This window comes from Mesorhizobium sp. ESP-6-4 (assembly GCF_020164735.1).
GTDB lineage: Bacteria > Pseudomonadota > Alphaproteobacteria > Rhizobiales > Rhizobiaceae > Mesorhizobium.
In genome coordinates, this window is the sequence record NZ_JAIUGS010000007.1 from 263,406 (window position 1) to 284,414 (window position 21,009).

At 65.4% G+C, this 21,009-nt stretch carries 17 protein-coding genes; 3 read left to right on the forward strand and 14 right to left on the reverse strand.

All coding sequences use genetic code 11. The annotated features are described in order from the left end of the window. Nucleotides 1-1,689 (forward strand): hydantoinase B/oxoprolinase family protein, encoded by a 1,689-nt coding sequence (locus LB523_RS16320; protein ID WP_224604442.1) that lies wholly within the window; start codon nt 1-3, stop codon nt 1,687-1,689. Between the two features lie 243 nt (nt 1,690-1,932). Here the strand turns inward: LB523_RS16320 and LB523_RS16325 are convergent, their stop codons facing one another. The 6 genes from LB523_RS16325 to LB523_RS16350 are packed head-to-tail and all read right to left on the reverse strand — an operon-like array spanning nt 1,933 to nt 9,057. Further along, a complete protein-coding gene (locus tag LB523_RS16325; protein ID WP_224545399.1) occupies nt 1,933-2,394 on the reverse strand; it encodes a MarR family winged helix-turn-helix transcriptional regulator in 462 nt (153 codons plus the stop codon). Next, nucleotides 2,391-2,975 carry an amino acid synthesis family protein gene (locus tag LB523_RS16330; RefSeq protein WP_224604446.1) on the reverse strand — a complete coding sequence of 195 codons (585 nt, stop codon included), beginning with the start codon at nt 2,973-2,975 and terminating at the stop codon, nt 2,391-2,393. The genes LB523_RS16325 and LB523_RS16330 overlap by 4 nt, the downstream gene beginning before the upstream one ends. Then, complete coding sequence (locus LB523_RS16335) at nt 2,968-3,852, reverse strand: UPF0280 family protein (RefSeq protein ID WP_224604449.1); 885 nt, start codon at nt 3,850-3,852, stop codon at nt 2,968-2,970. The genes LB523_RS16330 and LB523_RS16335 overlap by 8 nt, the downstream gene beginning before the upstream one ends. Continuing rightward, nucleotides 3,852-5,393 carry a 6-hydroxynicotinate reductase gene (locus LB523_RS16340; RefSeq protein WP_224604451.1) on the reverse strand — a complete coding sequence of 514 codons (1,542 nt, stop codon included), beginning with the start codon at nt 5,391-5,393 and terminating at the stop codon, nt 3,852-3,854. Before LB523_RS16340 ends, LB523_RS16335 begins: the two co-directional genes overlap by 1 nt. Next, nucleotides 5,390-8,167, reverse strand: coding sequence for a molybdopterin-dependent oxidoreductase (locus LB523_RS16345; RefSeq protein ID WP_411966469.1), 2,778 nt, complete (start codon nt 8,165-8,167; stop codon nt 5,390-5,392). The genes LB523_RS16340 and LB523_RS16345 overlap by 4 nt, the downstream gene beginning before the upstream one ends. A 32-nt stretch (nt 8,168-8,199) precedes the next feature. Next, complete coding sequence (locus tag LB523_RS16350; RefSeq protein ID WP_224604455.1) at nt 8,200-9,057, reverse strand: FAD binding domain-containing protein; 858 nt, start codon at nt 9,055-9,057, stop codon at nt 8,200-8,202. A 301-nt stretch (nt 9,058-9,358) separates the two neighbouring features. Here LB523_RS16350 and pncA point away from each other — a divergent pair, with 301 nt between their 5' ends. Next, nucleotides 9,359-9,973 (forward strand): bifunctional nicotinamidase/pyrazinamidase, encoded by a 615-nt coding sequence (pncA, locus tag LB523_RS16355; RefSeq protein WP_224531653.1) that lies wholly within the window; start codon nt 9,359-9,361, stop codon nt 9,971-9,973. Nucleotides 9,974-10,262: 289 nt separating this feature from the next. Continuing rightward, a complete protein-coding gene (locus LB523_RS16360) occupies nt 10,263-11,645 on the forward strand; it encodes a sodium:proton antiporter (RefSeq protein ID WP_224604457.1) in 1,383 nt (460 codons plus the stop codon). A 120-nt stretch (nt 11,646-11,765) separates the two neighbouring features. Here LB523_RS16360 and LB523_RS16365 read toward each other — a convergent pair whose 3' ends face one another. The 8 genes from LB523_RS16365 to gcvA all read right to left on the reverse strand — a co-directional run bounded on the left by LB523_RS16365 (nt 11,766) and on the right by gcvA (nt 20,823). Next, the gene (locus tag LB523_RS16365) at nt 11,766-12,494 is read right to left on the reverse strand and encodes an ABC transporter ATP-binding protein (protein WP_224604459.1); all 729 of its coding nucleotides are present in this window, start codon (nt 12,492-12,494) and stop codon (nt 11,766-11,768) included. After that, the gene (locus LB523_RS16370) at nt 12,487-13,215 is read right to left on the reverse strand and encodes an ABC transporter ATP-binding protein (protein ID WP_224604461.1); all 729 of its coding nucleotides are present in this window, start codon (nt 13,213-13,215) and stop codon (nt 12,487-12,489) included. Before LB523_RS16370 ends, LB523_RS16365 begins: the two co-directional genes overlap by 8 nt. Next, nucleotides 13,212-14,174: a branched-chain amino acid ABC transporter permease gene (locus tag LB523_RS16375; protein WP_224604464.1), complete on the reverse strand. Its 963-nt coding sequence runs from the start codon at nt 14,172-14,174 to the stop codon at nt 13,212-13,214. Before LB523_RS16375 ends, LB523_RS16370 begins: the two co-directional genes overlap by 4 nt. Further along, a complete protein-coding gene (locus LB523_RS16380) occupies nt 14,171-15,052 on the reverse strand; it encodes a branched-chain amino acid ABC transporter permease (RefSeq protein WP_140846409.1) in 882 nt (293 codons plus the stop codon). The genes LB523_RS16375 and LB523_RS16380 overlap by 4 nt, the downstream gene beginning before the upstream one ends. Nucleotides 15,053-15,270: 218 nt before the next feature. Then, on the reverse strand, nt 15,271-16,575 hold the full coding sequence (locus LB523_RS16385) for an ABC transporter substrate-binding protein (protein ID WP_224604468.1): 1,305 nt from the start codon (nt 16,573-16,575) through the stop codon (nt 15,271-15,273). Nucleotides 16,576-16,728: 153 nt separating this feature from the next. Next, on the reverse strand, nt 16,729-18,171 hold the full coding sequence (locus tag LB523_RS16390; protein ID WP_224604488.1) for a hypothetical protein: 1,443 nt from the start codon (nt 18,169-18,171) through the stop codon (nt 16,729-16,731). A 183-nt stretch (nt 18,172-18,354) separates the two neighbouring features. Further along, nucleotides 18,355-19,659, reverse strand: coding sequence for a nicotinate phosphoribosyltransferase (pncB, locus tag LB523_RS16400; protein ID WP_224604491.1), 1,305 nt, complete (start codon nt 19,657-19,659; stop codon nt 18,355-18,357). 189 nt (nt 19,660-19,848) lie between these two features. After that, nucleotides 19,849-20,823 carry a transcriptional regulator GcvA gene (gcvA, locus tag LB523_RS16405; protein WP_224604494.1) on the reverse strand — a complete coding sequence of 325 codons (975 nt, stop codon included), beginning with the start codon at nt 20,821-20,823 and terminating at the stop codon, nt 19,849-19,851. Nucleotides 20,824-21,009 lie beyond the last annotated feature (186 nt).

Below are 21,009 nucleotides of genomic sequence, written 5' to 3' on the forward strand. Positions count from 1 at the left end.
ATGGCAAAGCTCGACACGATCACCCTTTCGGTGCTGCAGGCCGCGCTGCAGCAGGTCTGCGACGAGATGGACCTGACCTTCTCGCGCGCGGCCTTCTCGCCGGTCATCGCGGAAGCCAATGACCGTTCGGACGGCATCTATTCGGCCGTCGACGGCTCGCTGATCGCGCAGGGCAGCCAGGGCCTGCCGGTCTTCGTCGGCGTCATGCAATACTCGACCAAGACCGTCATCGAGATGATCGCCGGAGGACGATGCCTGGCGCCGGAGCCCGGCGATATCTACATCGTCAACGATCCCTATCTCGGCGGTACGCATCTGATGGATGTGCGCTTCGTCATGCCGGTCTATCGCGGCGGTAAGATCTTCTGCTGGCTTTCCAACACCGGTCATTGGCCGGATATAGGCGGTTCGGTGCCGGGCGGCTTCTCAGCCTCCGCCACCGCGGTCGAACAAGAGGGCTTGCGTCTTCCACCGGTAAAGCTGTTCAAGAAGGGCGCGCTCGATCCGGAAATCTACGCCATCATCTGTTCCAACATCCGGGTCGCCGACCAGCGCATCGGCGACATCCGGGCGCAGGCCGCCGCGCTGCTGATCGGCCAGGATAGGCTCAACGAAATTCTCGATCGTTACGGTGACGAAACCGTCGTCGAGGCCATTGCCGAACTGCGCCGCCGCGCCGCTGAGCAGATGCGCGCCTCGATCGCCGTGATCCCGGACGGCGTCTACCGCTCGCAGGCGTTCGTCGATTCCGACGGCGTGGTGAACGAGCCGCTGACCATCAATCTCGCCGTCGAGAAGCAAGGCGACACGCTGACCTTCGACTTTGCCGGCTCATCGAAACCCTGCGCCGGGCCGATGAACAGCGTGCTGGCGACGACGCTGTCGTCGGTTTATCTGGCCATGCGGCATATTTTTCCAGAAGTGCCGATCAGCGCCGGCGCCTTCGAGCCGCTAAACGTCAAGCGGCCGGAAGGCACGTTCCTCGACGCCAAATATCCGCGCCCGGTCTCGGGCTGCGCGGCGGAGGTTTCGCAGCGCATCGCCGAAGCCGTATTCGCCGCTATGGTGCAGGCGCTGCCGGAAAAGGTGACGGCGGCGCCCGCCGGCTCCAGCGGCAATTTCGCGCTCGGCGGCAACGACCCGGCGCGCGGGCGCGACTATGTCATGTACCAGATCTCGGGCGGCGGTTATGGCGGCAATGCCGGCCATGACGGGTTGAGCAATGGCTGCTCGACCATCGGCATTTCGAAATCGCCGCCGGTCGAGATCATGGAGCAGGCCTTTCCGGTGCTCTACCGGCACTATGCGCTGCGCGAAGGCTCCGGCGGCGCGGGAAAACATCGCGGCGGCTTTGGGCTTGCCTATGAAGTCGAGCTATTGCGCGGTGAAGCCCGCGCGTCGTTCGTCATGGATCACGGCCGTTTCGGTCCGCAGGGCGCGCTCGGCGGCAAGGACGGCGCGCCGAACAGCGTGACCGTGTTCCGCAACGGCGAAGCGCATGTGCCGCCGCATCTTTCCAAGGAACAGGACATCGCGCTCAAGGCCCGCGACCGCGTGCGTGTCGGCACGCCCGGCGGCGGCGGTTACGGCGATCCGCGCGAGCGCGACCCGAAGCAGGTCGCCGAGGATGTCAGGCTCGGGTACTATACGGCTGAGCAGGCCAGGGAGATGTTCGGGGTGGACGTGTAGGCGGACGGGCGTGGCCAATCGCCCGCGTCGAGTTCCCGCCAACCCCCCTCTGCCCTGCCGGGCATCTCCCCCGCAAGGGGGGAGATCAGCCGTCACCTTGGCTTTCGCCATCGCCAACGCTGCAGGACGAGCACCAGCGTCCGAACTGCTAATCTCCCCCCTTGCGGGGGAGATGCCCGGCAGGGCAGAGGGGGGTGCTGTCCCTCCAGCGTCTAAAGGTGTCACCCTCTCGAAAGCAACCCTTCAAGCCAGCTTCGCCAGCAGCCGCAGGAATGTCGCGGCCTCCTTGGCCGTCAGCGGCGCCAGCGTTTCCTCGGTGATCGCGCGCGCGAGCGGGATCAGCCGCTCGATCGCCTCGCGGCCTTCCGGCGTCAGATTGACCAGCAGCCGCCTTTTGTCGACCTCATGCTTGGAAACTTCGACCAGCCCGCGCGCCTTCAGCCGGTCGATGACGCCCTTCACGGTGGCGGCGTCCATGGCGATCAGCGTTCCGAGCTGGTTCTGCGAGGTTTCGCCGATATCGTAAAGCTTGGCCAAAGCGGCGAATTGCGGCGGCGTCAGGTCGCCGATATGCGAGGCGAAGATCGAAACATGGCGCTGGTGCGCCTTGCGCAGGATGAAGCCGACCTGGTCCTGCAGGTGGTAGTTGTTCTCGTCTCCGTCTTCGGCTTCGACCAGCCGCAGCAGATTGTCCTCGGCGCTCATCTCAGGCCGTCCCATGCCTTAATGTCCTCGGCAGCCAGGCCGCCCATGCGGTTGTGGACGCGCGGACCGCACGTCATGGCGAGGCAAAACAGTATCTCGTCCGGACGCGGGCCGTCGCTGATGCCGACCTCCATGGCGTCGAAATGACTGCGCACATAGGCGGCGTTGATATGGCCGAGCGGCACATCGAGCCGCGCGCCGAAGGCGCCGACCTTCTTGGCCGAGGGCACGATCGCCTTGGCGTCGCCGAGGCGCTCGCGCATGGCGTAGCCGCCCGGCACATGCCACAGCGCGCCGTGCTCCAGCTCCCCTGCCGTGCCGACGATGGCGCCCTTGCCGTAGCCGTCGATCTTCTTCACGTCACCGCCGAGCGCCGCGATCAGCCTGTCCGAGAGCAGAAGCCCGAGCGGCTTCAGGTCCTCCATCGCGCCCTGCAAATCCTCGACATAGCGGCCGGCGAAGGGGTTCTTGACCACGGCAAGAGCCGCCGCGCGCAGGCGGGGTTCTTTCGCGACCGGTCCGCCGTCGTGAAAAATCTCCTCGGTCAGGACCGCGACCTTGCGGATCGGAAAGTCAGGCATGGGCAGTTTCCTTCGCTTTATGTTTGTTGGGCGCAGCGAGCGTGACCGAGCCGCTGATGCGGGCCTCGCCCGCCAGAAACAGCGCCGAGGCGGCGATCAGGCCGCGCCGGCGAAAATCTTCGGCGACGGCAAGGCCGTTGTCCAGCGCGCGCGCAATTTCGGCGGCATCAAGTGGGCCGACGCTTTGTGTCACCAGCATCTCGCCGAGATCGCTGTCCGGCGCCAGATCGCGCGCGGCGGCGCGTGCAATGGCGGGATGTCCGGGTAGATCGACGGCGTTGGCAATCAGCGTTGCCGCCGCGTCGGCCTCGGCGCCGGTCGGCGCCAGCACCGTGACGGCATCGGCTATGCCCAGCGAAAACGACCGGCCGCGCCAGCCGCTCGTGGCGACGCCGCGCACGCCGTCTTCGACTCGAATGGCGACGCGGTCGGCCATGCCGTGCCCGGTGCCGGCGATCGCCACCGTCATCGTCTGGCCGATGCCAAGATGGAGAGCGCAGTCGCCGCCATTGTTGACGTAAGCGCGGTCGAGCCGGCGGCCGGCGAGCATTGCGCTGAGAATTTCGTCGGCTACCGAACCGGCAACGGCGGCCATCGGCGTGATAAAGCATTCCGCCAACGGCATGACGGCCGCCTCCATGCGGCGCGCTGTCGGGCCGGCGAAATCGCGCGGCGCCAGGAAGAAGGCCGGCAGGCGCAATTCGGGCAGCTCCTCGACCACCTCGATCAGGATCGTCTGAAAGCGCGCGACCGCCTGTTCGTAAGCGGCGCGGCATTCACTCGGCTCGCCAAAAGCCTCGACTATCAGATCGATCGGCCCATGGTTGAGATGGAGCCGCCTGCCGTCGGCAAGCCAATGTGCCTGCGGGCCGTTCATCAGCCGGCCCCGTTCGCCACGGCGCGGCGCAGTTGCGCCAACGGCGGCCAGGGGTTATCGGCCGGCGCGCCCGTGCCGCGGCGCGGATTGAGATATTCGCCACCCTTGGCGAGGATGTCCTCGATGCTGCGGATCTCGTTCTCATAGCCGCCCAGCCGGACATAGTCGTCGCGGCGCATGGTGAACTCAATCGGCGCCACCAGCGCCGGCGTCGGCACATAGCCGAAGGCGCCTTCCGGCACGCGGGTGACGTCGACCATCAGCGTGATGCCGCCGCCCGGCCAGACATAGACCGGCGCGCCGCCCACGGTCACATAGGTCTTCAACCCTTGCACCGAGCGGGTGAGGTTGACCGGGTTTTCGGTGACGCCGGCGCGCAGCGAGCCGCCGGCGCCGCCGATGAACAGGACCGTGCACAAAGCCGGCTCGCAATTGTCCTCGATCAGGCCGACGGACTTTTGCAGCCGCTCGGGAAATGGCTTCTGGACCGGCTTCAGCTGGTCGTCGAGCTCGTAATAGGCGAACTGCTCGCCGGTGGTCGAGACCATCAGCAGCGACAGGCCGGGACGCGCGCCCTTCTTGGCGTTCCAATCGCCGAGGATCGACAGCGGATCGGAAATCGTGGTGCCGCCCCAGCCGAGGCCCGGCTCGGACACCTTGAAATAGCGGCCGGGGGTAGAACGACGGCCGATGATCTTTATCCCGGTATCCTCCCAGCCCAGCACCTTGCCGGCCTGGTGCTCGGAAACGACGCCGGTGATGTGGTCGTCGACCACCACCACCTCGTCGACGAGGCCGCGCCATTGCGTGGCGAACATGCCGATGGTGGCCGAGCCGCAGCCGACGCGCATGCGATGCTCGACCTTGCCGTCGATGACCGGCGCCTTGCCGGCCTCAACGATGACCGTCGCGCCGCCGTCGATGGTGAGCTCGACCGGTTTCCTGTTGCAGAGATTGAGCAGCGCGTCGCAGGTGGCACGTCCCTCCGCTTTCGAGCCGCCGGTCAAATGATGGACGCCGCCGAGCGACAGCATCTGCGAGCCGTATTCACCCGTCGTGACATGGCCGATCGCCTCGCCTTGCGCGCGCACGGTCGCCGTCTCGTCGCCGATGTGGCGATCGGTGTCGATCTTCACCTTGACGCCGGAATAGGAGAAAATGCCTTCGGTGACGACTGTGACGAGATCGACGCCTTCCACCTCCTGGCTGACGATGAAAGGCGCGGGCTTATAGTCCGGATAGGTGGTGCCGGCGCCGATCGCGGTGACGAAGCGGCGTCCGGTGTTGACCAGCTCGCCGCGCCACGCCTCGCCCTCGGCAATGAACGGCACGACCGCGCCGCCGGTTTCAGCCGCGTGGTCGAGGATGGTCAGCGGATCCATGCGCACGATGCGGCCGCCGATATTGCCATAGCGGTCGCAGGCGCCGGTGCGCCCGTCGGCGATGTAGCACATGACCGGGCAGGCATCGCAGCGGATCTTTTCCGCCACCTGCTTCTCGCCGGGATCATGGGTTTCAAAACGTTCGGCAAGCTCGCTCATCGGCGCGCCTCCTTCTCGCGGATCGCCGCCAGTATGCGGCTCGGCGTCGCCGGCACCTTGGTGACCAGGACGCCGGTGGAATGACGGATGGCGTTGAGGATCGCCGGCGCCGTCGGGATCAGCACATGCTCGCCCAACCCCTTGGCGCCGAAAGGACCTTCAGGATCCGGAACCTCGACCAGGATATGCTCGACCGGCGGCACGTCGCCGATGGTCGGGATGAGGTAGTCGTGCAGATTCTCGGTACGGCCGGGAATGTATTCCTCCATCAGCGCCATGCCGATGCCTTGCGCGATGCCGCCCTCGATCTGGCCTTCGACCAGCACCGGGTTGATCGCCTTGCCGACATCATGGGCGGCGGTGATCCTGATCAACTTGACGGTGCCCAGCTTGAGATCGACCTCGAGCTCGGCGATCTGCGCGCCATAGCCGTAGATTGCGTAGGGCTTGCCCTGGCCTTTGGCGTCGAGCGGCAGCGTCGGCGGGTCGTAGGTTTCTTCCGCAACGAAAACGAAGCCGTCGGCATCGGCCTTCAGCGTCGCGAGATCGATGCGCCGCGCGGCATCGCCTTCGCGGATGGAGATGCTGGTGCCGTCGAGCGCGATCGTCGCTTGTTCCGAGACATTGGCAAAGCGCAGGATCTTCTCGCGCAGGGCGCGGCCTGCCCTCTCCGCCGCCTTGCCCGTTACAAAAGTCTGCCGCGAGGCGGATGTTTTGCCGGCATCGGGCGTGATGGCGGTGTCGGCGCTCTTCAGCTTGAAACTGGCCAGCGGCAGGCCGAGCGCGTCGGCGCAGATCTGGGCGATCACTGTGTTGGAGCCCTGGCCGATGTCGACCGCGCCCTGGTGCAGGACGACGTCGCCGGAGGCCGAGATGCCGACCTTGATGGTGGACGGATTGGGCAACGAGGTGTTGCCGCAGCCATACCAGCAGGAGGCGACGCCGACGCCGCGCTGGCTTGCCGTATGGGTGGCATTAAACGCCTGCGCGTCGGCCAGCGCACGCGCCCAGTGCGGCTTGAGCTGTTCCAGGCATTCGCCGATACCGACACCTGATTCCAGGCGCTGGCCGGTGACCGTTTCGTGTCCGTTACGAAGGCAGTTTTTAAGCCGGAAATCGAGACGATCCATGCCGAGCTTTGCAGCGAGCTCGTCATAGAGCGTCTCCTGCATGATGGTGGCTTGCGGCACACCGAAGCCACGGAAGGCGCCGGCGATCGGGCCATTGGTGTGGATGGCGTAGCCCGTCGCCCGGTAGTTCGGCGTGAGGTAAGGACCGGAGGCATGCACCGGCACGCGATTGGCGACCGTCGGGCCCCAGCTGGCATAGGCGCCGGTGTTGAAATCGCCCTCGAAGACCATGCCTATGACACGGCCTTCGGCATCGGTGCCGATGCTCGCCTTCATCTCGGCCGGATGGCGCTTGGTGGTCGACATCATCGATTCGTTGCGCGTGTAGGCAAGTGCCGCCGGCCGCCCGGTCTTCATCGCCACGAGGCCGATGAGAGGCTGCAGCGAGACATCGAGCTTCGAGCCGAAGCCGCCGCCTGTGGCCGTCGGCACGATACGGACCTTCTCCACAGGAAGGCCCAGCACTTTCGCCGTGTCGTCGCGGTCCATATAAGGCGCCTGAGTGCAGGCGATGACGACCAGCGTATCGCCATCCATATAGGCGTAGCCGGCTTCGGGTTCGATATAGGCGTGCTCGACAAAGGACGTCTCGATGGTGCCGGAGACGGTGGCGGCCGCGCTGGCCAGCGCGCCATCGGGGTCGCCGCGCTCGACATAGCCGGAGGTCAGGAGATTCGCCGGGCGGTGCGGGTGGATCAGTGCCGCGCCGTCAGCCTTCGCCTCGCGCGGCTGCAGCATATGCGGCAGCTCGGTCCAGGCGATGGGAAAGTCCATCAGGTCGAGATCGAGGATCGCCTCGCGCTCGCCGGCCACCAGGGCCACGGCCTCGCCGCGCAGGCGCGCAAAACCATCGGCCAGCGCCGGCTGGTCGGCGAAGGGGCCGATGACGCCGAAACAGTTGTGGCCAGGGATATCCGCAGCCGTGAAGACGCCGGCAATGCCGGGGTGCGCCTTGGTCCAGGCATCGATATCGCCAAAGCTGAAGCGGGCATGATAATGCGGCGAGCGCACCACAAGCACCGCCAGTGCGTCGGACGGGAAGGAATCGCCGCCGAATTTTTCGGCGCCGGTGACTTTCGGCACGCCGTCGAGCCGGATCGGCGAGGCACCGACGGCATGGCCGGCTTCCGGCAGGCGAAGATCTACGCTGTTCATGTGCTGCGAGGCCTGCATCACCGCCGCGACGATTTTCCTGTAGCCGGTGCAGCGGCAGAGCACGCCGCCCAGCGCATCCTGCGTCTCGGCCTCGCTCGGCCTGGGGTTGCGATCCAGCAGCGCGGTGGCCGCGACCAGCAGGCCGGGCGTGCAGATGCCGCATTGCGCGGCGCCATGTTCCAGGAACGACGCCTGTAAGGCCGAAAGTCGGCCATTGGCCAAGCCTTCAACAGTGGTGACGGAAGCGCCGACCACCGAGGCCGCCGGCATCAGGCAGGCGCAGACCGGATTGCCGTCGACCAGCACCGTGCAGGCGCCGCAATCGCCGGCATCGCAGCCGACCTTGGTGCCGGTCAGCCGCAACTCGTCGCGCAACACCTGCGAGAGACGCCTGACCGGCGGCACCGATACGCTGACGGCAGCGCCGTTGACCTCGAAGGCGATCTCGGAGCGGTCCATACTGGACCGGGCCATGCCAGATTGAGCCATGCCGGATTTGGCAGCGCCGGACTGGGTCATGCTCATGCGGCCACCATGCCTTCGCCATGACCGATCGCAGCGCGCACCGCGCGGGCTACGATCTCGCGCGCGGCTGCTTGTCGGTATTCCGCGCTGCCACGCACATCGGCGATCGGCGACAATTCGTCGATCGGCGCCGATAGCACCGCATCGGCAAGCGCCTCATCGCTCGGACGCCCCCGCAGGGCCGCCTCGACGCCGGCGAGGCGGCGGGCAACCGCCGAGCAGGAGCCGACGGCGATCGCCGCTTCTGCGATCAAGCCGTTCTCGACCACCAGCCTCGCCGCCGCCATGGCGATCGAGATGACGAGATAGCGCCGGGCGCCGAGCTTGACGAAGGCCGAGCTGCCGGCAGCGGAACGCTTCGGCACGCGGATGGCGGTGACCATCTCGCCCGGCTGCAGCGCCGTGCGGCGATTGCCAAGGATGAAGTCACCGAGGGCCAGATGGCGGACGGCTTTCGCCGAGCGCAATTCGACATCGGCATCGAGGGCCAAAAGCGCCGGCACGCCATCCGCTGCCGGCGAGGCATTGCAGAGATTGCCGGCCACCGAGGCGACATTCTGGATTTGGACCGAACCGACCTCGCGCGCGGCCGATTTCAACGCATCGAACGCGGCCGGCAACGGGTGGCGCACGATGTCGGTCCAGGTCGTGCGCGCGCCGATCCGCCAATGCTCCCCGGTCTCGGCGATGCCGCGCAGTTCGGCGAGAGCGTTGATGTCGAGGACGTTGTCGCGGAAGGGTTTCGCGCCCTGCGCCGGATAGAAATCCGTGCCGCCGGCGAGAATGCGCCAGCGGTCCTCGCCGAGCAAAGCGAGCGTTTCGTCGACCGTGGTGGGTTTTGCGTAACGGATCACGCTCTGCCTTCCAGACAATTGCGCCTTCTCAGACCTTAGGCCTTCCCCAGGCCTCCCGAAGTGCCGCTTCAGGTCTTCTTGCCGGTCTCCGGACCGGTCAAATTCATTCGTATGCAAATGATATCAGGCCGGCCGGAATTGTCAAAGCCGGAGTTGGCGCCGCGAAGAGCTGAACGCGATTGTTATGGCGCCGGAGGTTGACGCCGCCGGCCATCTGGTCAAGGTTCCGTGTCCGGTCGCGTCAGCGGCTTTTGGACAGGTGCCCCAAGCCAGACGAGAGGGCCGAAACGAAAGGGACCGCATGGCCGAAGAAGCGCTCATCGTCATCGACCTGCAGAACGATTTTTGCCCCGGCGGCGCGCTGGCGGTTGCCGGCGGCGACGAGATCGTGCCTTTGGTCAACGACCTGATCCGGCGAACGGAGCACGTGATCCTGACCCAGGACTGGCACCCGGCCGGGCATTCGAGCTTTGCCTCCAGCCATCCGGGCAAGCAGCCTTTCGAGGGCATCGAGATGCCATATGGGCCGCAGACGCTGTGGCCCGATCACTGCATCCAGGGAAGCCTCGGCTCCGATTTCCATTCGGGACTGGCGTGGACCAAGGCGGAACTGGTGATCCGCAAGGGATTCCGCACGGCGATCGATTCTTATTCCGCCTTCTTCGAGAATGACCATAAGACGCCGACCGGTCTCGGAGGCTATCTGAAGGAACGCGGCATCGACACGATCACCCTGGTCGGCCTCGCCACCGATTTCTGCGTCGCCTTCTCTGCGCTCGACGCGGTGAAGCAGGGTTTCAGGACGACCGTGCGGCTCGACGCCTGCCGCGGCATCGACCTCAACGGCTCGGTCGAGGCGATGCTGAAGCGGATGCGCGACGCCGGCGTGACGCTCGAAGACCATTCGGCGGACTGACCGGATCGTGGGGCAAGCGACGGTTCCTTTCGTATCTTCCTGGTGGGGAGAGGCCACCAGTTTGCGGAGCCAAGATGCGGGCTCCCCCTTCTCCCCTTGTGGGAGAAGGTGTCGCCGAAGGCGACGGATGAGGGGTGTTCCAGGGAACGCCAGCGCCTCACTCCGCTGGAACACCCCTCATCCGTCTCGGCGCTACGCGCCGATCCACCTTCTCCCACAAGGGGAGAAGGGGAGGGCGCGCCGCGGCCGAAGGAAGGAGCTTTTCGCATTCATCGCGCTCGCCATCGCGATGCTGCTTCCGGTCCAGGCTTTCGCCTCCGAAATTCACGGGCTGCCGGGCGCCGCGATGCCGCTGTGGTGGGGATTGCCTTTTGCCGGCCTGCTGTTGTCGATCGCGACCGGACCGCTGCTTTTCCCGCATGCGTGGGAGCATCATTACGGCAAGATCGCCGCTGCCTGGGCCATGCTGGCGGTGGTGCCGCTGACGATCGCCTTCGGCCTTCCATCGGCAGGCGAAGCGGTGCTGCACACGCTGCTTACCGAATATCTGTCCTTTATCATCCTCCTGTTCGCGCTCTACACCATCTCGGGCGGCATCCTGCTTGCCGGCAATATCCATGGCACGCCGCTCGTCAATGCCGGCCTGCTGCTCATCGGTGCGCTGCTTGCCTCGGTGATCGGCACCACCGGCGCCTCGATGATCCTGATCCGGCCGATGCTGCGCGCCAATGACAACCGGCCGTTCAACGCGCATGTGGTGATCTTCTTCATCTTCCTGGTCTCCAACATCGGCGGCTCGCTGACGCCGCTTGGCGATCCGCCTCTGTTCGTCGGCTTCCTGCGCGGCGTCGATTTCTTCTGGACGACCGCGAATCTGTGGCGAGAGACGCTGTTCAGCGGCGGGCTGGTGCTCATCGTCTTCCTGGCGCTCGATATCCTGCTGCATCGTCGCGAAGGCGGCATGCCGAAGATCAAGGACCCGACGCCGGACACGAAGGTGCGCTTGCGCGGCCTCGCCAACCTGCCGCTGCTGGCCGGCGTGATCGGCGCGATCCTGCTTTCGGCGAGCTGGAAGCCGGGCATCAGCATCCCGATCCTCGGCGTCAGCCTCGAGCTGCAGAACCTGGTGCGCGACGCGATCATCCTGGCGCTTGCCCTGCTGTCCCTCAAGGTGTCGTACAAGAGCCACCGCGAGGCGAACGGCTTCACCTGGGAGCCGATCGCCGAGGTGGCGAAGCTCTTTGCCGGCATCTTTACCTGCATCGTGCCGGTGATCGCCATCCTGCGAGCCGGCCATGACGGCGCGCTGGCGCCGCTGGTGGCCCTGGTCACATCCGCCGACGGCCAGCCGAACAATCTCGCCTATTTCTGGCTGACCGGGGCGTTGTCGTCGTTCCTCGACAATGCGCCGACTTATCTGGTGTTCTTCGAGCTTGCCGGCGGCGATGCGCACCACTTGATGACCGAGGCCGCCTCGACATTGGCCGCGATCTCGGCGGGCGCCGTGTTCATGGGCGCGAACACCTATATCGGCAATGCGCCGAACTTCATGGTCTTCGCCATCGCCCGGCATCGCGGCTTCAAGATGCCCGGCTTCTTCGGCTATATGGCGTGGTCGGGAGCGGTGCTGATCCCGACGTTTTTGGTTGCGGGGATTTTGTTTTTTAGTTGAGGCGGTGCAAAGCCTTACCTCTCCTTGTGGGGAGGTCGGACCGAAGGTCCGGGTGGGGGCGGCGCTGCCCCCTCCCCGCTGCTTTGCAGCGACCCTCCCCACAAAGGGGGAGGGTAATCCTCAGCCAACGCCCACATACCTGCGCACTGCCGACGGGTCGGCGCGCAGTGCTTCGACCTCTACCGTCTCGCGATTGCGGCCGTTCTCGATGAATGAGACGCGGTCGGCGACCGACAGAACGGCGTCGACGCGCTGCTCGACCAGGATGGTCGAGACGCCAAGCTCGCGCAGCTTCGCCACCGTCTCGCGGATTTTGGCGATCATCGAGGGCATCAGCCCTTCGGTCGGCTCGTCCAGCAGCAGCACCTGCGGCTCGAGGCAGAGCGCGCGGGCCATTGCCAGCATCTGCTGCTCGCCGCCGGAGAGTGTGCCGGAGCGTTGCCTCAGCCGCTCCCTGAGCAACGGGAAGAGATCGAGCACGCTCTCGCGGGTTTGCTTGCCCTTGCCGCGCGCCATCAGGCCGATCTCGATGTTTTCCGCCACCGTCATCTCGGCGAACAGCCGCCTGCCCTGCGGCACATAGGCGACGCCGGCTTTGGGCACGTCATGCGCGGCGAGCCCGGTCAGCTCCTTGCCGTCCAGCCTGATCGAGCCGGCAGCCGCCGGAACCACACCCATGATCGCCTTCAGCGTCGTCGTCTTGCCGGCGCCGTTGCGGCCAAACAGGCAAAGCACCTCGCCCTTGTTCAGCGTGAGGTCGAGGCCGTAGAGCACCTGCACCTCGCCGTAGAAGCAATCGAGGCCGGAAATGGTGAGCAATCCGCCATTGGTTCTAACGGAGTCAGCCATGGGTCGCTCCGAGATAGGCATCCTGAACTTGCGTGTTGGCGCGGATCTGCTCCGGCGTTCCCTCGGCGAGGATCTTTCCCGAATTGAAGACGGTGATGCGGTCGGCAAGCTGCATGACCACCGGCATGTTGTGCTCGATCAAAAGCACCGTGGCGTCCCTGGCGATCTCGCGCACCAGCGTGATGAAATTGTCGATCTCGCTGTCGGCGAGACCCTGCGTCGGCTCGTCGAGGATCAGCAGGCGCGGCTTCAGCGCCAGGCCCATCGCGACTTCGAGCAGGCGCTGGTGGCCATAGGAAAGCTGCCCGGCAAGCGTGCCGGCGCGGTCGGCGAGACCGGTCCGTTCGAGTGCCGCCATCACGCCGCTTCTCACCTGGCCCTTCGTGCGGCCGTCGGTCAACGTGCGCTGCACCGGCAGCGCAACATTGTCGAAGGCGGTGAGATTGGCGAAGACGCTGGTGATCTGGAACGTATAGGCGACGCCGAGGCGAACCCTTTTGTAGGCCGGCATGGCGGTGATGTCGGAGCCGTCGAAGACGACCATGCCGGAGGACGGCCGGATGCGGCCTGAAAGCAGGCTGACGAAGGTGGTCTTGCCGGCGCCGTTCGGGCCGATGATGGCGCGGATCTCGCCCGGCATCAGCGCGAAGTCGACGCCGTCGACCGCGCACAGGCCGCCGAAATGACGCGACAGGCCCTTGGTGGTGAGCAGCGGCGTCATGGCAGCCACCCCAGCCAGCGCTCGCGGATGCTGCCCAGAATGCCTTTCGGGAAGAACAGCACCAACAGGATGAGCGCCACGCCGACGATCAGCAGATAGGCGGAGGTGAAGCCGCTGGTGATGTCGGTGACATAGTACATGAACAGCGTGCCTACGAGCGGCCCGAGCGTGGTCGCGGCACCCCCGAGCAGGACCCAGAGCAGCGGCAGGATGGAATATTGCACGGAAGCGAAGCTCGAGCCGACATAGCCGAACAGCAGCGCATAGGCCGCGCCCGAGGCCGCGCAGATGGCCCCGGAGGCGACGACTGCGGCGAGCTTGTTGGCAACCGTGTCGTAGCCGAGCATCTTGGTGCGCTCCTCATTCTCGCGAATGGCGACCAGCACACGGCCGAAGCGGGAGCGGACGACGGCTAAGGTGACGAGCAGAATGATCGAGAAAAGCGCCAGCGCGCTCATGTAGCGCACGGTCGGGTCGGTCAGGTCGAAGGATGCGCCGCCGATCGCGATCACCCGCGACGCCTGCTGGATGACCAAGCCCTGGTCGCCGCCTGTCCAGGCGGCGAAATAGAGGATCAGCAGATAGAAGACCTGAGCGAACATCATGGTGACGATCATGAAGGCGACGCCGGAGGTGCGCAGCGCCAGCAGGCCGATGATCAAGGCGAGCAGCGCGCCACAGGCGACACCGGCGACAAAAGCTGCCGGGACGCCCCAGCCGAGGTGATAAACGGTCAAGCCGGCGCCGTAGAGGCCGGCCGAGAAAAACATGGCGTGGCCGAGGCTGAGCAGGCCGACATAGCCGAAGAGCAGATTGTAGCCCATGGCGAAGACGGCGAGCGCCATGATGCGGGCGAACAGGCCCTGGTGGTAGTCCGGCAGGACGAAGTTCAGCGCGAACAGCAGCGCGATGACGCCGACATGCAGCGCATAGGTCTTTGCCGGCGAAGCATCCCTCATCGCGGCGTGGTCCCGAACAGGCCTTGCGGCCGGAACACCAGCACCATGGCGACGACCAGCGTGGCGATAATCTTCGCCAGGGTCGGCGAGAAAAACATCGAGATGATGCCGTCGGAAAGGCCGATCAGGACGGCGGCCACCACGGTGCCGCGCAGCGATCCCAGGCCGCCGATGATGACGACGATGAAGGAGAGCAGCAGCGGATCCTGCCCCATCAGGTAATGGGCCTGGCTGATCGGCACGATCAGCACCGCGGCGATCGCCGCCAGCATGGCGCCGACGGCGAAGACGCCGGCATAGACGCGCTCGACCGGGATGCCGAAGGCCTGCGCCGTCTCGCGGTCATATTGGGTTGCCCGCATGATCAGGCCGATCTTCGTTCGCGTCAGCACCAACCAGGTAATGACCAGCAGAATGGCGGAGGCGGCGACCACCGAGAGTTTGTAGCCGGAATAGCCGAACCACGGCAGGAGAATGCGGTAGCTGAAAGGCGGCTCGACCGGGCGCGCCTCGGGACCATAGAAGGTCAGCGCCAGCTGCTGGATGATGTAGAGCATGCCGATGGTGGCGACGATGGTGCCTTCGGGATTGTAGTGGAGGCGGCGCAGCACCAGGCGTTCGGCAATCAGCGCGACCAGCCCGACCAGCAAGGGCGCGATCACCAGCGCAGCGATGAAACCGATCGCCGGGTGGCCGGAAATCGCCGTCGAAACCGCCCAGGCGAGCACCGCGCCCAGCATGAAGAACTCGCCATGCGCGACATTGACGACGCGCATGACGCCGAACACCAGAGACAGGCCAAGCGCCGTCAGCGCCAGCACGGCGGAGGTGACGAGGCCTTCGAGCGCGGCGAGGAGGAGATGGGGTCCGAAGTGCATATGCTAAGCACCAACGGATGCGCGAGGCACCCCCCTCTGCCCTGCCGGGCATCTCCCCCGCAAGGGGGGAGATTGGCCTTCACCTAAGGCTTCGCCAATCTCAAAAGGAAGAAAATAGGCGCTGCCGCACGAACTGCTGATCTCCCCCCTTGCGGGGGAGATGGCCGGCAGGCCAGAGGGGGGTGCCTTGGCGCTCACGTTTGCAGGAGCAGCTAAGCTCACAGCGCCTGCGTCGTGTAGTCCCCTTCCGGCTCGTAGAGACCGTCCTCGATCTTGGTCTTGTGGACGACCTTGAGCTTGCCGCCTTCGACCTTGGAGATGTTCTGGATGCCGAAGCATTGGTGGATCTTGCCGTTGAAGGTTTTTGGACCCTGCGGATGCTCCGGCCCTTCGGCGAACTCCTTCAGCGCCTCGGTCGCCTCGACCAGCTTGGCGCGGTCCTCCGGTCCCTTGTAGCCGGCGTCCTCCATCGCCTTCTTGACCACGTAGAGCGTTTCCCAGCAGCCGAACATGTGGGCGGCGGTGGAGACGTCCTTGGGGTCGCCGACGGCGGCACCATTGTCATCGATGCCGACCGCGGCGCGGTAGGCTTTCTGCGCGGCGGAATCGTCGGGCTGCGCATAGCGCGGCGAGCCTTCCCAGAAATGGCTGCCGTCGAGGAATTCGAGACCGGGGCTGTTGATGTCGACGGCCTCAAGCGAGTCGATGAAGCCGAAGAGCTGCGGCCGTTGCGAGCCGTAGAACTCGCCGAGCTCCTTGACGAAGGTGAGCACCGCAGGGCCGACCATGACATGGTAGATCACCTCGGTCTCGGCCGGGATCTGCGGGAAGTACTTTGTGAAGGAGCTCTCCGTCGGCGGGATGGCGATCTGAGCGATCACGTCGGCGCCCTGCGCCTTCAGCGCCGGCGGCAGGTAGTCGCGGTGGTCGTAGCCGAAGGCGAAGTCCGGGAAGATTTGTGTCACCTTCTTGCCCGCGTTCGCCGCGATCCACGGCGCCATCGACTGGATCTGGCTCTTCACGTCGGTGATGCCGGGCTGGAAGACGTAGCGGTTAAGCTTGGTGGAGGCGACGTGATGGCCTTCGCTGACGACGAAATAGGGGATCTTGTTCTCGCCGGCGGCGGGCGCCGAGCCGATCACGACATGCGAGAACAAGGTGCCGAAGACGATGTCGGTCTTGTGCTGTTTGGCGAATTTGTTGACCACCTCGGCGCCGCGCGCCGGATCGGTGCCGTCATCCTCGATGACCAGCTCGACCTTGCGGCCGCCGATACCGCCGGCGTCGTTGATCGCCTTGACAGCGGCGGCGCTGGTTTTCTCGTACCAGCGACCATAGGCGGCGCCGATGCCGGTGCGGTGCAACTGAAAGCCTATTCTGATCGGCGCCGAGCTCTGCGCCTGGCTGTAACGGACAAAGCCCGGCGCCAGCGCCAGGCCGGCCCCGGCGGCGATACCCTTCAGCGCGGTGCGGCGCGACAGCGTCGTCTTGGAGAGGTCGAAAAATCCGTTCTTGTCAGCCATGTCGGTTCCCCTGTTTTTTCAGTCTTGACCAGCGATAAGGCGGCTAAGCCATCCCCTTACGAAGGATGGGAAAATTGCATGTGTACAAACTAAATCACCAAAGCCGCGACGTGGCAAGCTAGCTTCCCTCGCGTCATGACGGCGGCCCTTGTCTCATCCCGCCGTCGGCGTGGCAAGCAGCCACAGGCCGAAGATCGTGTAGGCGATCATCAGCAGCGTGAGCGGCAGCTGGCTGAGCGCTGCGCGCGACGGCTGAGGATGAAGACGCCAGGCAAGGCCATGCGCGACCAAAACCGCCAGCACATGGCCGGCGATGATGACGCCGGCCTGCAGGTTCCACAGCCACCAGGCGGACTCGGCGCCGGCGACGACGCCGGCCTCGACCATCCTGTTGGCCGTGCCGAACAGGTTCCAGCCGAGCGCGAAAGGATCGGAGAGCGCGACCAGCGCATACTGGCCGTCGACCAGGAGCACGGTGAGGTAATGCGCGATATGATAGGCGAGCGCGATCGGCACGATCGACCAGACCAGCAGGCCGGCGGCTTTTCCGAGCGACTGCGCATCGCCGGCGAGGCGCTGTCCAAGAAAGGCGGCCAACGCGAACACCGCCGCAAGCAGGACAAGGGTCAGCACGAGGCCGGAGCTGCCGATGCCGAGCAGCGCGGTGCGGCCGGGATATTCCAGCGGGTTGACGCCGAACAGGCTGAGCCAGAAGAAGGTCTTCGACAGGCCGTCGAAGGACACCGAAGAAAGCGCCAGCAAGAGGAAAGCCGTGCCGCTCAGTGGCAGCGGGTCGCCGGCAAGCAGCTTCGCACCGGGCCAGCAGAGCGAGAGCCGGCCATCGAGGCGTTCGACAGGCGCGAAGCGGGCCACCATGGCGAAGAAGACAGTGAGGAATTCGCCGCGCTTGCTCCAGGGGTCGTAGCCGAAGATGAGCATCGCGACGAGGCTGGCCAGCCAGTAGAGGCCGGCGGCAAGGGCCAGGCGGGCCGGATCGTCGGGCGCCGGATCGATCAGCTCAAACCAGGCGAAGGCGAAGAACAGCACGAAGGCCGGCCAGTAGCCGAGCCAGTTGATCAGGCGCGACGGCGGGGCTTCGGCCCGTCGGCTGCCGACAAGCCGACTTAAGACGCGCCATGGCCCATACCACGGGTTAAGCCACGACCACAGATCGCCGAAGACGCCCTGCAGCAGGGTGAAGCCGGCCCAGAGCAGCGTCCAAATCACCAGTGGGAGAGGGTTGGAAAGCGGGTCGCGACTGCCGGAGAGACCGGCAGCGATGAGAAGCGCAAAGCCGGCAAATGAAATCAGGCTGACGACGATGCGGGGGGTGTCGCTGAAGGCAAATAGCGGTAGGCGCCGACGCCAGAAACGATCGAGGGCGGCAGGCGGCAGCAGCGCCAGCACGAGGAAGCTGACGGCTACCGCCAGCGCGCCACCTGCGATGTAATAGCCGGTCGGGAGGAGCAGGACGTGGCCGCGGTCGGAGGCATGGGCGAAGGAGGGCGTGGGGAGAGTGGCCGCCAAGGGAGTTGCGAGAAAGGCCAACCTCCAACGTTGGCGCTCTACGGCGCCCCCCTCTGCCCTGCCGGGCATCTCCCCCTCTTGGGGGGAGATTAGCAGTTTCGGCGCCAGCTCTCCTCCTGCGACGTCGGAGATTGGCGAAAGCGGAGATGACAGCGTAATCTCCCCCCTAGAGGGGGAGATGTCCGGCAGGACAGAGGGGGGCGCGAAGGAACTCGGCTTATCCGGGAATTCCATTCGTCCGGGCCTTAAGCCTCACACCTTCACCAGCTGCTCCACCCGACCCTTCTCGCCAAAAATCCTGAGATACCGCTTGATCTCCTTCTCGTCCCCGGTCGCCTTGGCGGGGTTGTCCGACAGCTTTACCGCCGGCCGGCCATTGGCTTCACTGACCTTGCAGACGAGCGAGATGGCATCGAGGCTCTTGGTTTCGGTCGGCGCGCAACCCTCGAAATCATTGGTGAGGTTGGTGCCCCAGCCGAAGGACATGCGCACCTTGCCGCGGAAATGCTTGTAGGTCTCCTCGATGGTCTCGACTTCCAGGCCGTCGGAGAAGATGAGCAGCTTCTGCTTGGGATCCCTGCCTTTCTCACGCCACCAGGAGAGGATCTTCTCGCCGCCTTCGATCGGCGGCGCGCTGTCGGGGCGGAAGCCGGTCCAGTCGGCGATCCAGTCCGGCGCATCGCGCAGGAACGCGGCCGTGCCGAAAGTGTCGGGGAGCACGATCAGCAGATTGCCGCCATAGTAGCGCTGCCAGTCCTGCAGCACCTTGTAGGGTGACTGCCTCAGCTCCTCTTCGGAATTGGCAAGCGCCGCGAAGACCATAGGCAGTTCATGCGCGTTGGTGCCCAAAGCCTCGAGGTCGTTGTCCATGGCCAAAAGCACGTTGGAGGTGCCGGTGAAGGCATCGCCGATGCCTTCCTTCAGCGCCTCGACGCACCAGCGCTGCCACAGGAAGGAATGGCGGCGTCTTGTGCCGAAGTCGGAAATGCGGATGCCGGGCAGCGCCTTCAGCCGCTCGGTCTTGGCCCACATCTTGGCCTTGGCGCGGGCATAGAGCACGTCGAGCGCGAACGGGCCGAAGGAGCGCATCGCCGCGCGCGAGCGCAGCTCGTTGATGATCGCAAGTGCCGGGATCTCCCAGAGCGTCGTGTACATCCAGGGCCCGGCGAAGGAGAGCTCGAACTGGCCGTCGCGCCTGGAAAGCTCGTATTCGGGCAGGCGGAAATTCTCGAGCCAGGCGAGGAATTCCGGCTCGAAGATCTGCTTGCGGCCGTAAAAGGTGTTGCCGCCCAGCCAGATCATCTCCTTCTTCGAGAAACGCAAGGTGCGGGCGTGGTCGAGCTGTTCGCGCAACTCGCCCTCATCGATCTCATCGGCCAGCCGCACCGACGTGGTGCGGTTGATCAGCGTGAAGGTGGCATCGACCTTGGGATACATGCCCCAGATCATCTGCAGCATCAGAAGCTTATAGAAGTCGGTGTCCAGTAGGCTGCGGACGATCGGATCGAGCTTCCAGGTGTGGTTGTAGACGCGCCGCGCTATATCCGTCTTTGCCATGCTCGCTCACCCATAAAGCACAACGCACGGGAACGCGGGCGCCACGCTTCAAATCCTTGTTCGATCAATTCCGGCCGGAACCCCGTTGCACGGAATTGCTTTAGCAATTGCCTCTTAGCACCGTATTTCCGAACGCGCTTGCTGCTTTGCAAGCTGGCCCGACAAAAAGCAGCTATGCAAGTCCAGCCGTCAGGACGCGGTCCTGGCGCCTATGACCTTGAGGGCGGGGCGTTTTCTGCGGCTCGGCACGCGGCCGGCGACCGGCGCATCGGCGCGGCCCTCGTCCTGTTCCTTCTCGGCGAACAGCCAGTCGATGAAGAGCTGCACGATCGGCGCCGAGCGCATCTCGTTGCGGCAGACGACATAGAAATCGTCGACCGCCGGAACCGACAAACTGAAGGGCGCCACGAGCATGCCCCTGGCGAGCAAGGCGCGCGCGGTGACGGAATCGCCGAGCGCCACGCCATGGCCGTGCACGGCGGCCTCCGTCGCCATGCGGGCATCGCCCAGACGGTGGCGGCGGCCGCGTTCCAGATCGAGCGCGTCGGCGGCGGCCAGCCAGGTGTGCCATTCACGGCCATCGTCGCCATGCAGGAAGACGTGGTCGGCGAGGTCGCGGACGCTGCGGATCGGGCGGTTGTTGATCAGCGTCGGACTGACAACCGGAAACAGCTCCAGGCCGGACCACTTGCGTATCCAGCAGTCGCTCCAGCTGCCGTCGCCATAATGCACGCAGACGTCGATGTCCGCGGCGCGGATGTCTTTGGGATCGTTGGACGGGATCAGCGTCAGCTGGATGTCCGGATATTGCGCCGTGAAGGAGCCGAGCCGCGGCGTCATCCAGAGCAAGAGCAACGCCGGCACGCAGGAGACCGACAGCGCGCCGGCGCTTGCCGGCCGCGTCATGCGCTGGGTGGCGGCGGCAATGCCCTCGAAGGCCGCCGAGACCGCCGGCAGGAACTCCGCGCCATGCGGCGTCAGCTTCACGCGCTGCCCGCTGCGCTCGAAGAGCTTTACGCCCAGCGACTGCTCGAGTGCCTTGATCTGGTGGCTAACGGCGCCGTGCGTGACATTGAGCTCACCCGCCGCCTTGGTCAGTGAGGCGTGCCGCGCCGTGGCCTCGAAGGCGCGCAGAGGGTTCAGCGGCGGCAGGCGCTTGGCCATGAGGGGCTCCTCCTTTGTGAGATTTTCTCACAGCCAAGACCCTAACAATATCAATTGATTTTTCAATGCGGCTGCCCGACACTTTTGCCCGGAAACAGCTTTCAAGAGACGTGGAATCCGCAACGCAGCGGCGGACAGCGATCCAGCCGGACAGCAGGCTGGCTTGGCAAATCGTCCATGCGGGCA

Bases quoted from the DNA above. Each gene is read 5' to 3' on its own strand.
- LB523_RS16375 (WP_224604464.1), bottom strand. From the start codon at position 14,174: ATGAGGGATGCTTCGCCGGCAAAGACCTATGCGCTGCATGTCGGCGTC.
- LB523_RS16330 (WP_224604446.1), bottom strand. From the start codon at position 2,975: ATGCCTGACTTTCCGATCCGCAAGGTCGCGGTCCTGACCGAGGAGATT.
- pncA (WP_224531653.1), top strand. From the start codon at position 9,359: ATGGCCGAAGAAGCGCTCATCGTCATCGACCTGCAGAACGATTTTTGC.
- LB523_RS16380 (WP_140846409.1), bottom strand. From the start codon at position 15,052: ATGCACTTCGGACCCCATCTCCTCCTCGCCGCGCTCGAAGGCCTCGTC.
- LB523_RS16385 (WP_224604468.1), bottom strand. From the start codon at position 16,575: ATGGCTGACAAGAACGGATTTTTCGACCTCTCCAAGACGACGCTGTCG.
- LB523_RS16390 (WP_224604488.1), bottom strand. From the start codon at position 18,171: ATGCCCGGCAGGGCAGAGGGGGGCGCCGTAGAGCGCCAACGTTGGAGG.
- LB523_RS16360 (WP_224604457.1), top strand. From the start codon at position 10,263: ATGCTGCTTCCGGTCCAGGCTTTCGCCTCCGAAATTCACGGGCTGCCG.
- LB523_RS16325 (WP_224545399.1), bottom strand. From the start codon at position 2,394: ATGAGCGCCGAGGACAATCTGCTGCGGCTGGTCGAAGCCGAAGACGGA.
- LB523_RS16345 (WP_411966469.1), bottom strand. From the start codon at position 8,167: ATGGCTCAATCTGGCATGGCCCGGTCCAGTATGGACCGCTCCGAGATC.
- LB523_RS16370 (WP_224604461.1), bottom strand. From the start codon at position 13,215: ATGACGCCGCTGCTCACCACCAAGGGCCTGTCGCGTCATTTCGGCGGC.
- LB523_RS16335 (WP_224604449.1), bottom strand. From the start codon at position 3,852: ATGAACGGCCCGCAGGCACATTGGCTTGCCGACGGCAGGCGGCTCCAT.
- LB523_RS16320 (WP_224604442.1), top strand. From the start codon at position 1: ATGGCAAAGCTCGACACGATCACCCTTTCGGTGCTGCAGGCCGCGCTG.
- LB523_RS16365 (WP_224604459.1), bottom strand. From the start codon at position 12,494: ATGGCTGACTCCGTTAGAACCAATGGCGGATTGCTCACCATTTCCGGC.
- pncB (WP_224604491.1), bottom strand. From the start codon at position 19,659: ATGGCAAAGACGGATATAGCGCGGCGCGTCTACAACCACACCTGGAAG.
- LB523_RS16340 (WP_224604451.1), bottom strand. From the start codon at position 5,393: ATGAGCGAGCTTGCCGAACGTTTTGAAACCCATGATCCCGGCGAGAAG.
- gcvA (WP_224604494.1), bottom strand. From the start codon at position 20,823: ATGGCCAAGCGCCTGCCGCCGCTGAACCCTCTGCGCGCCTTCGAGGCC.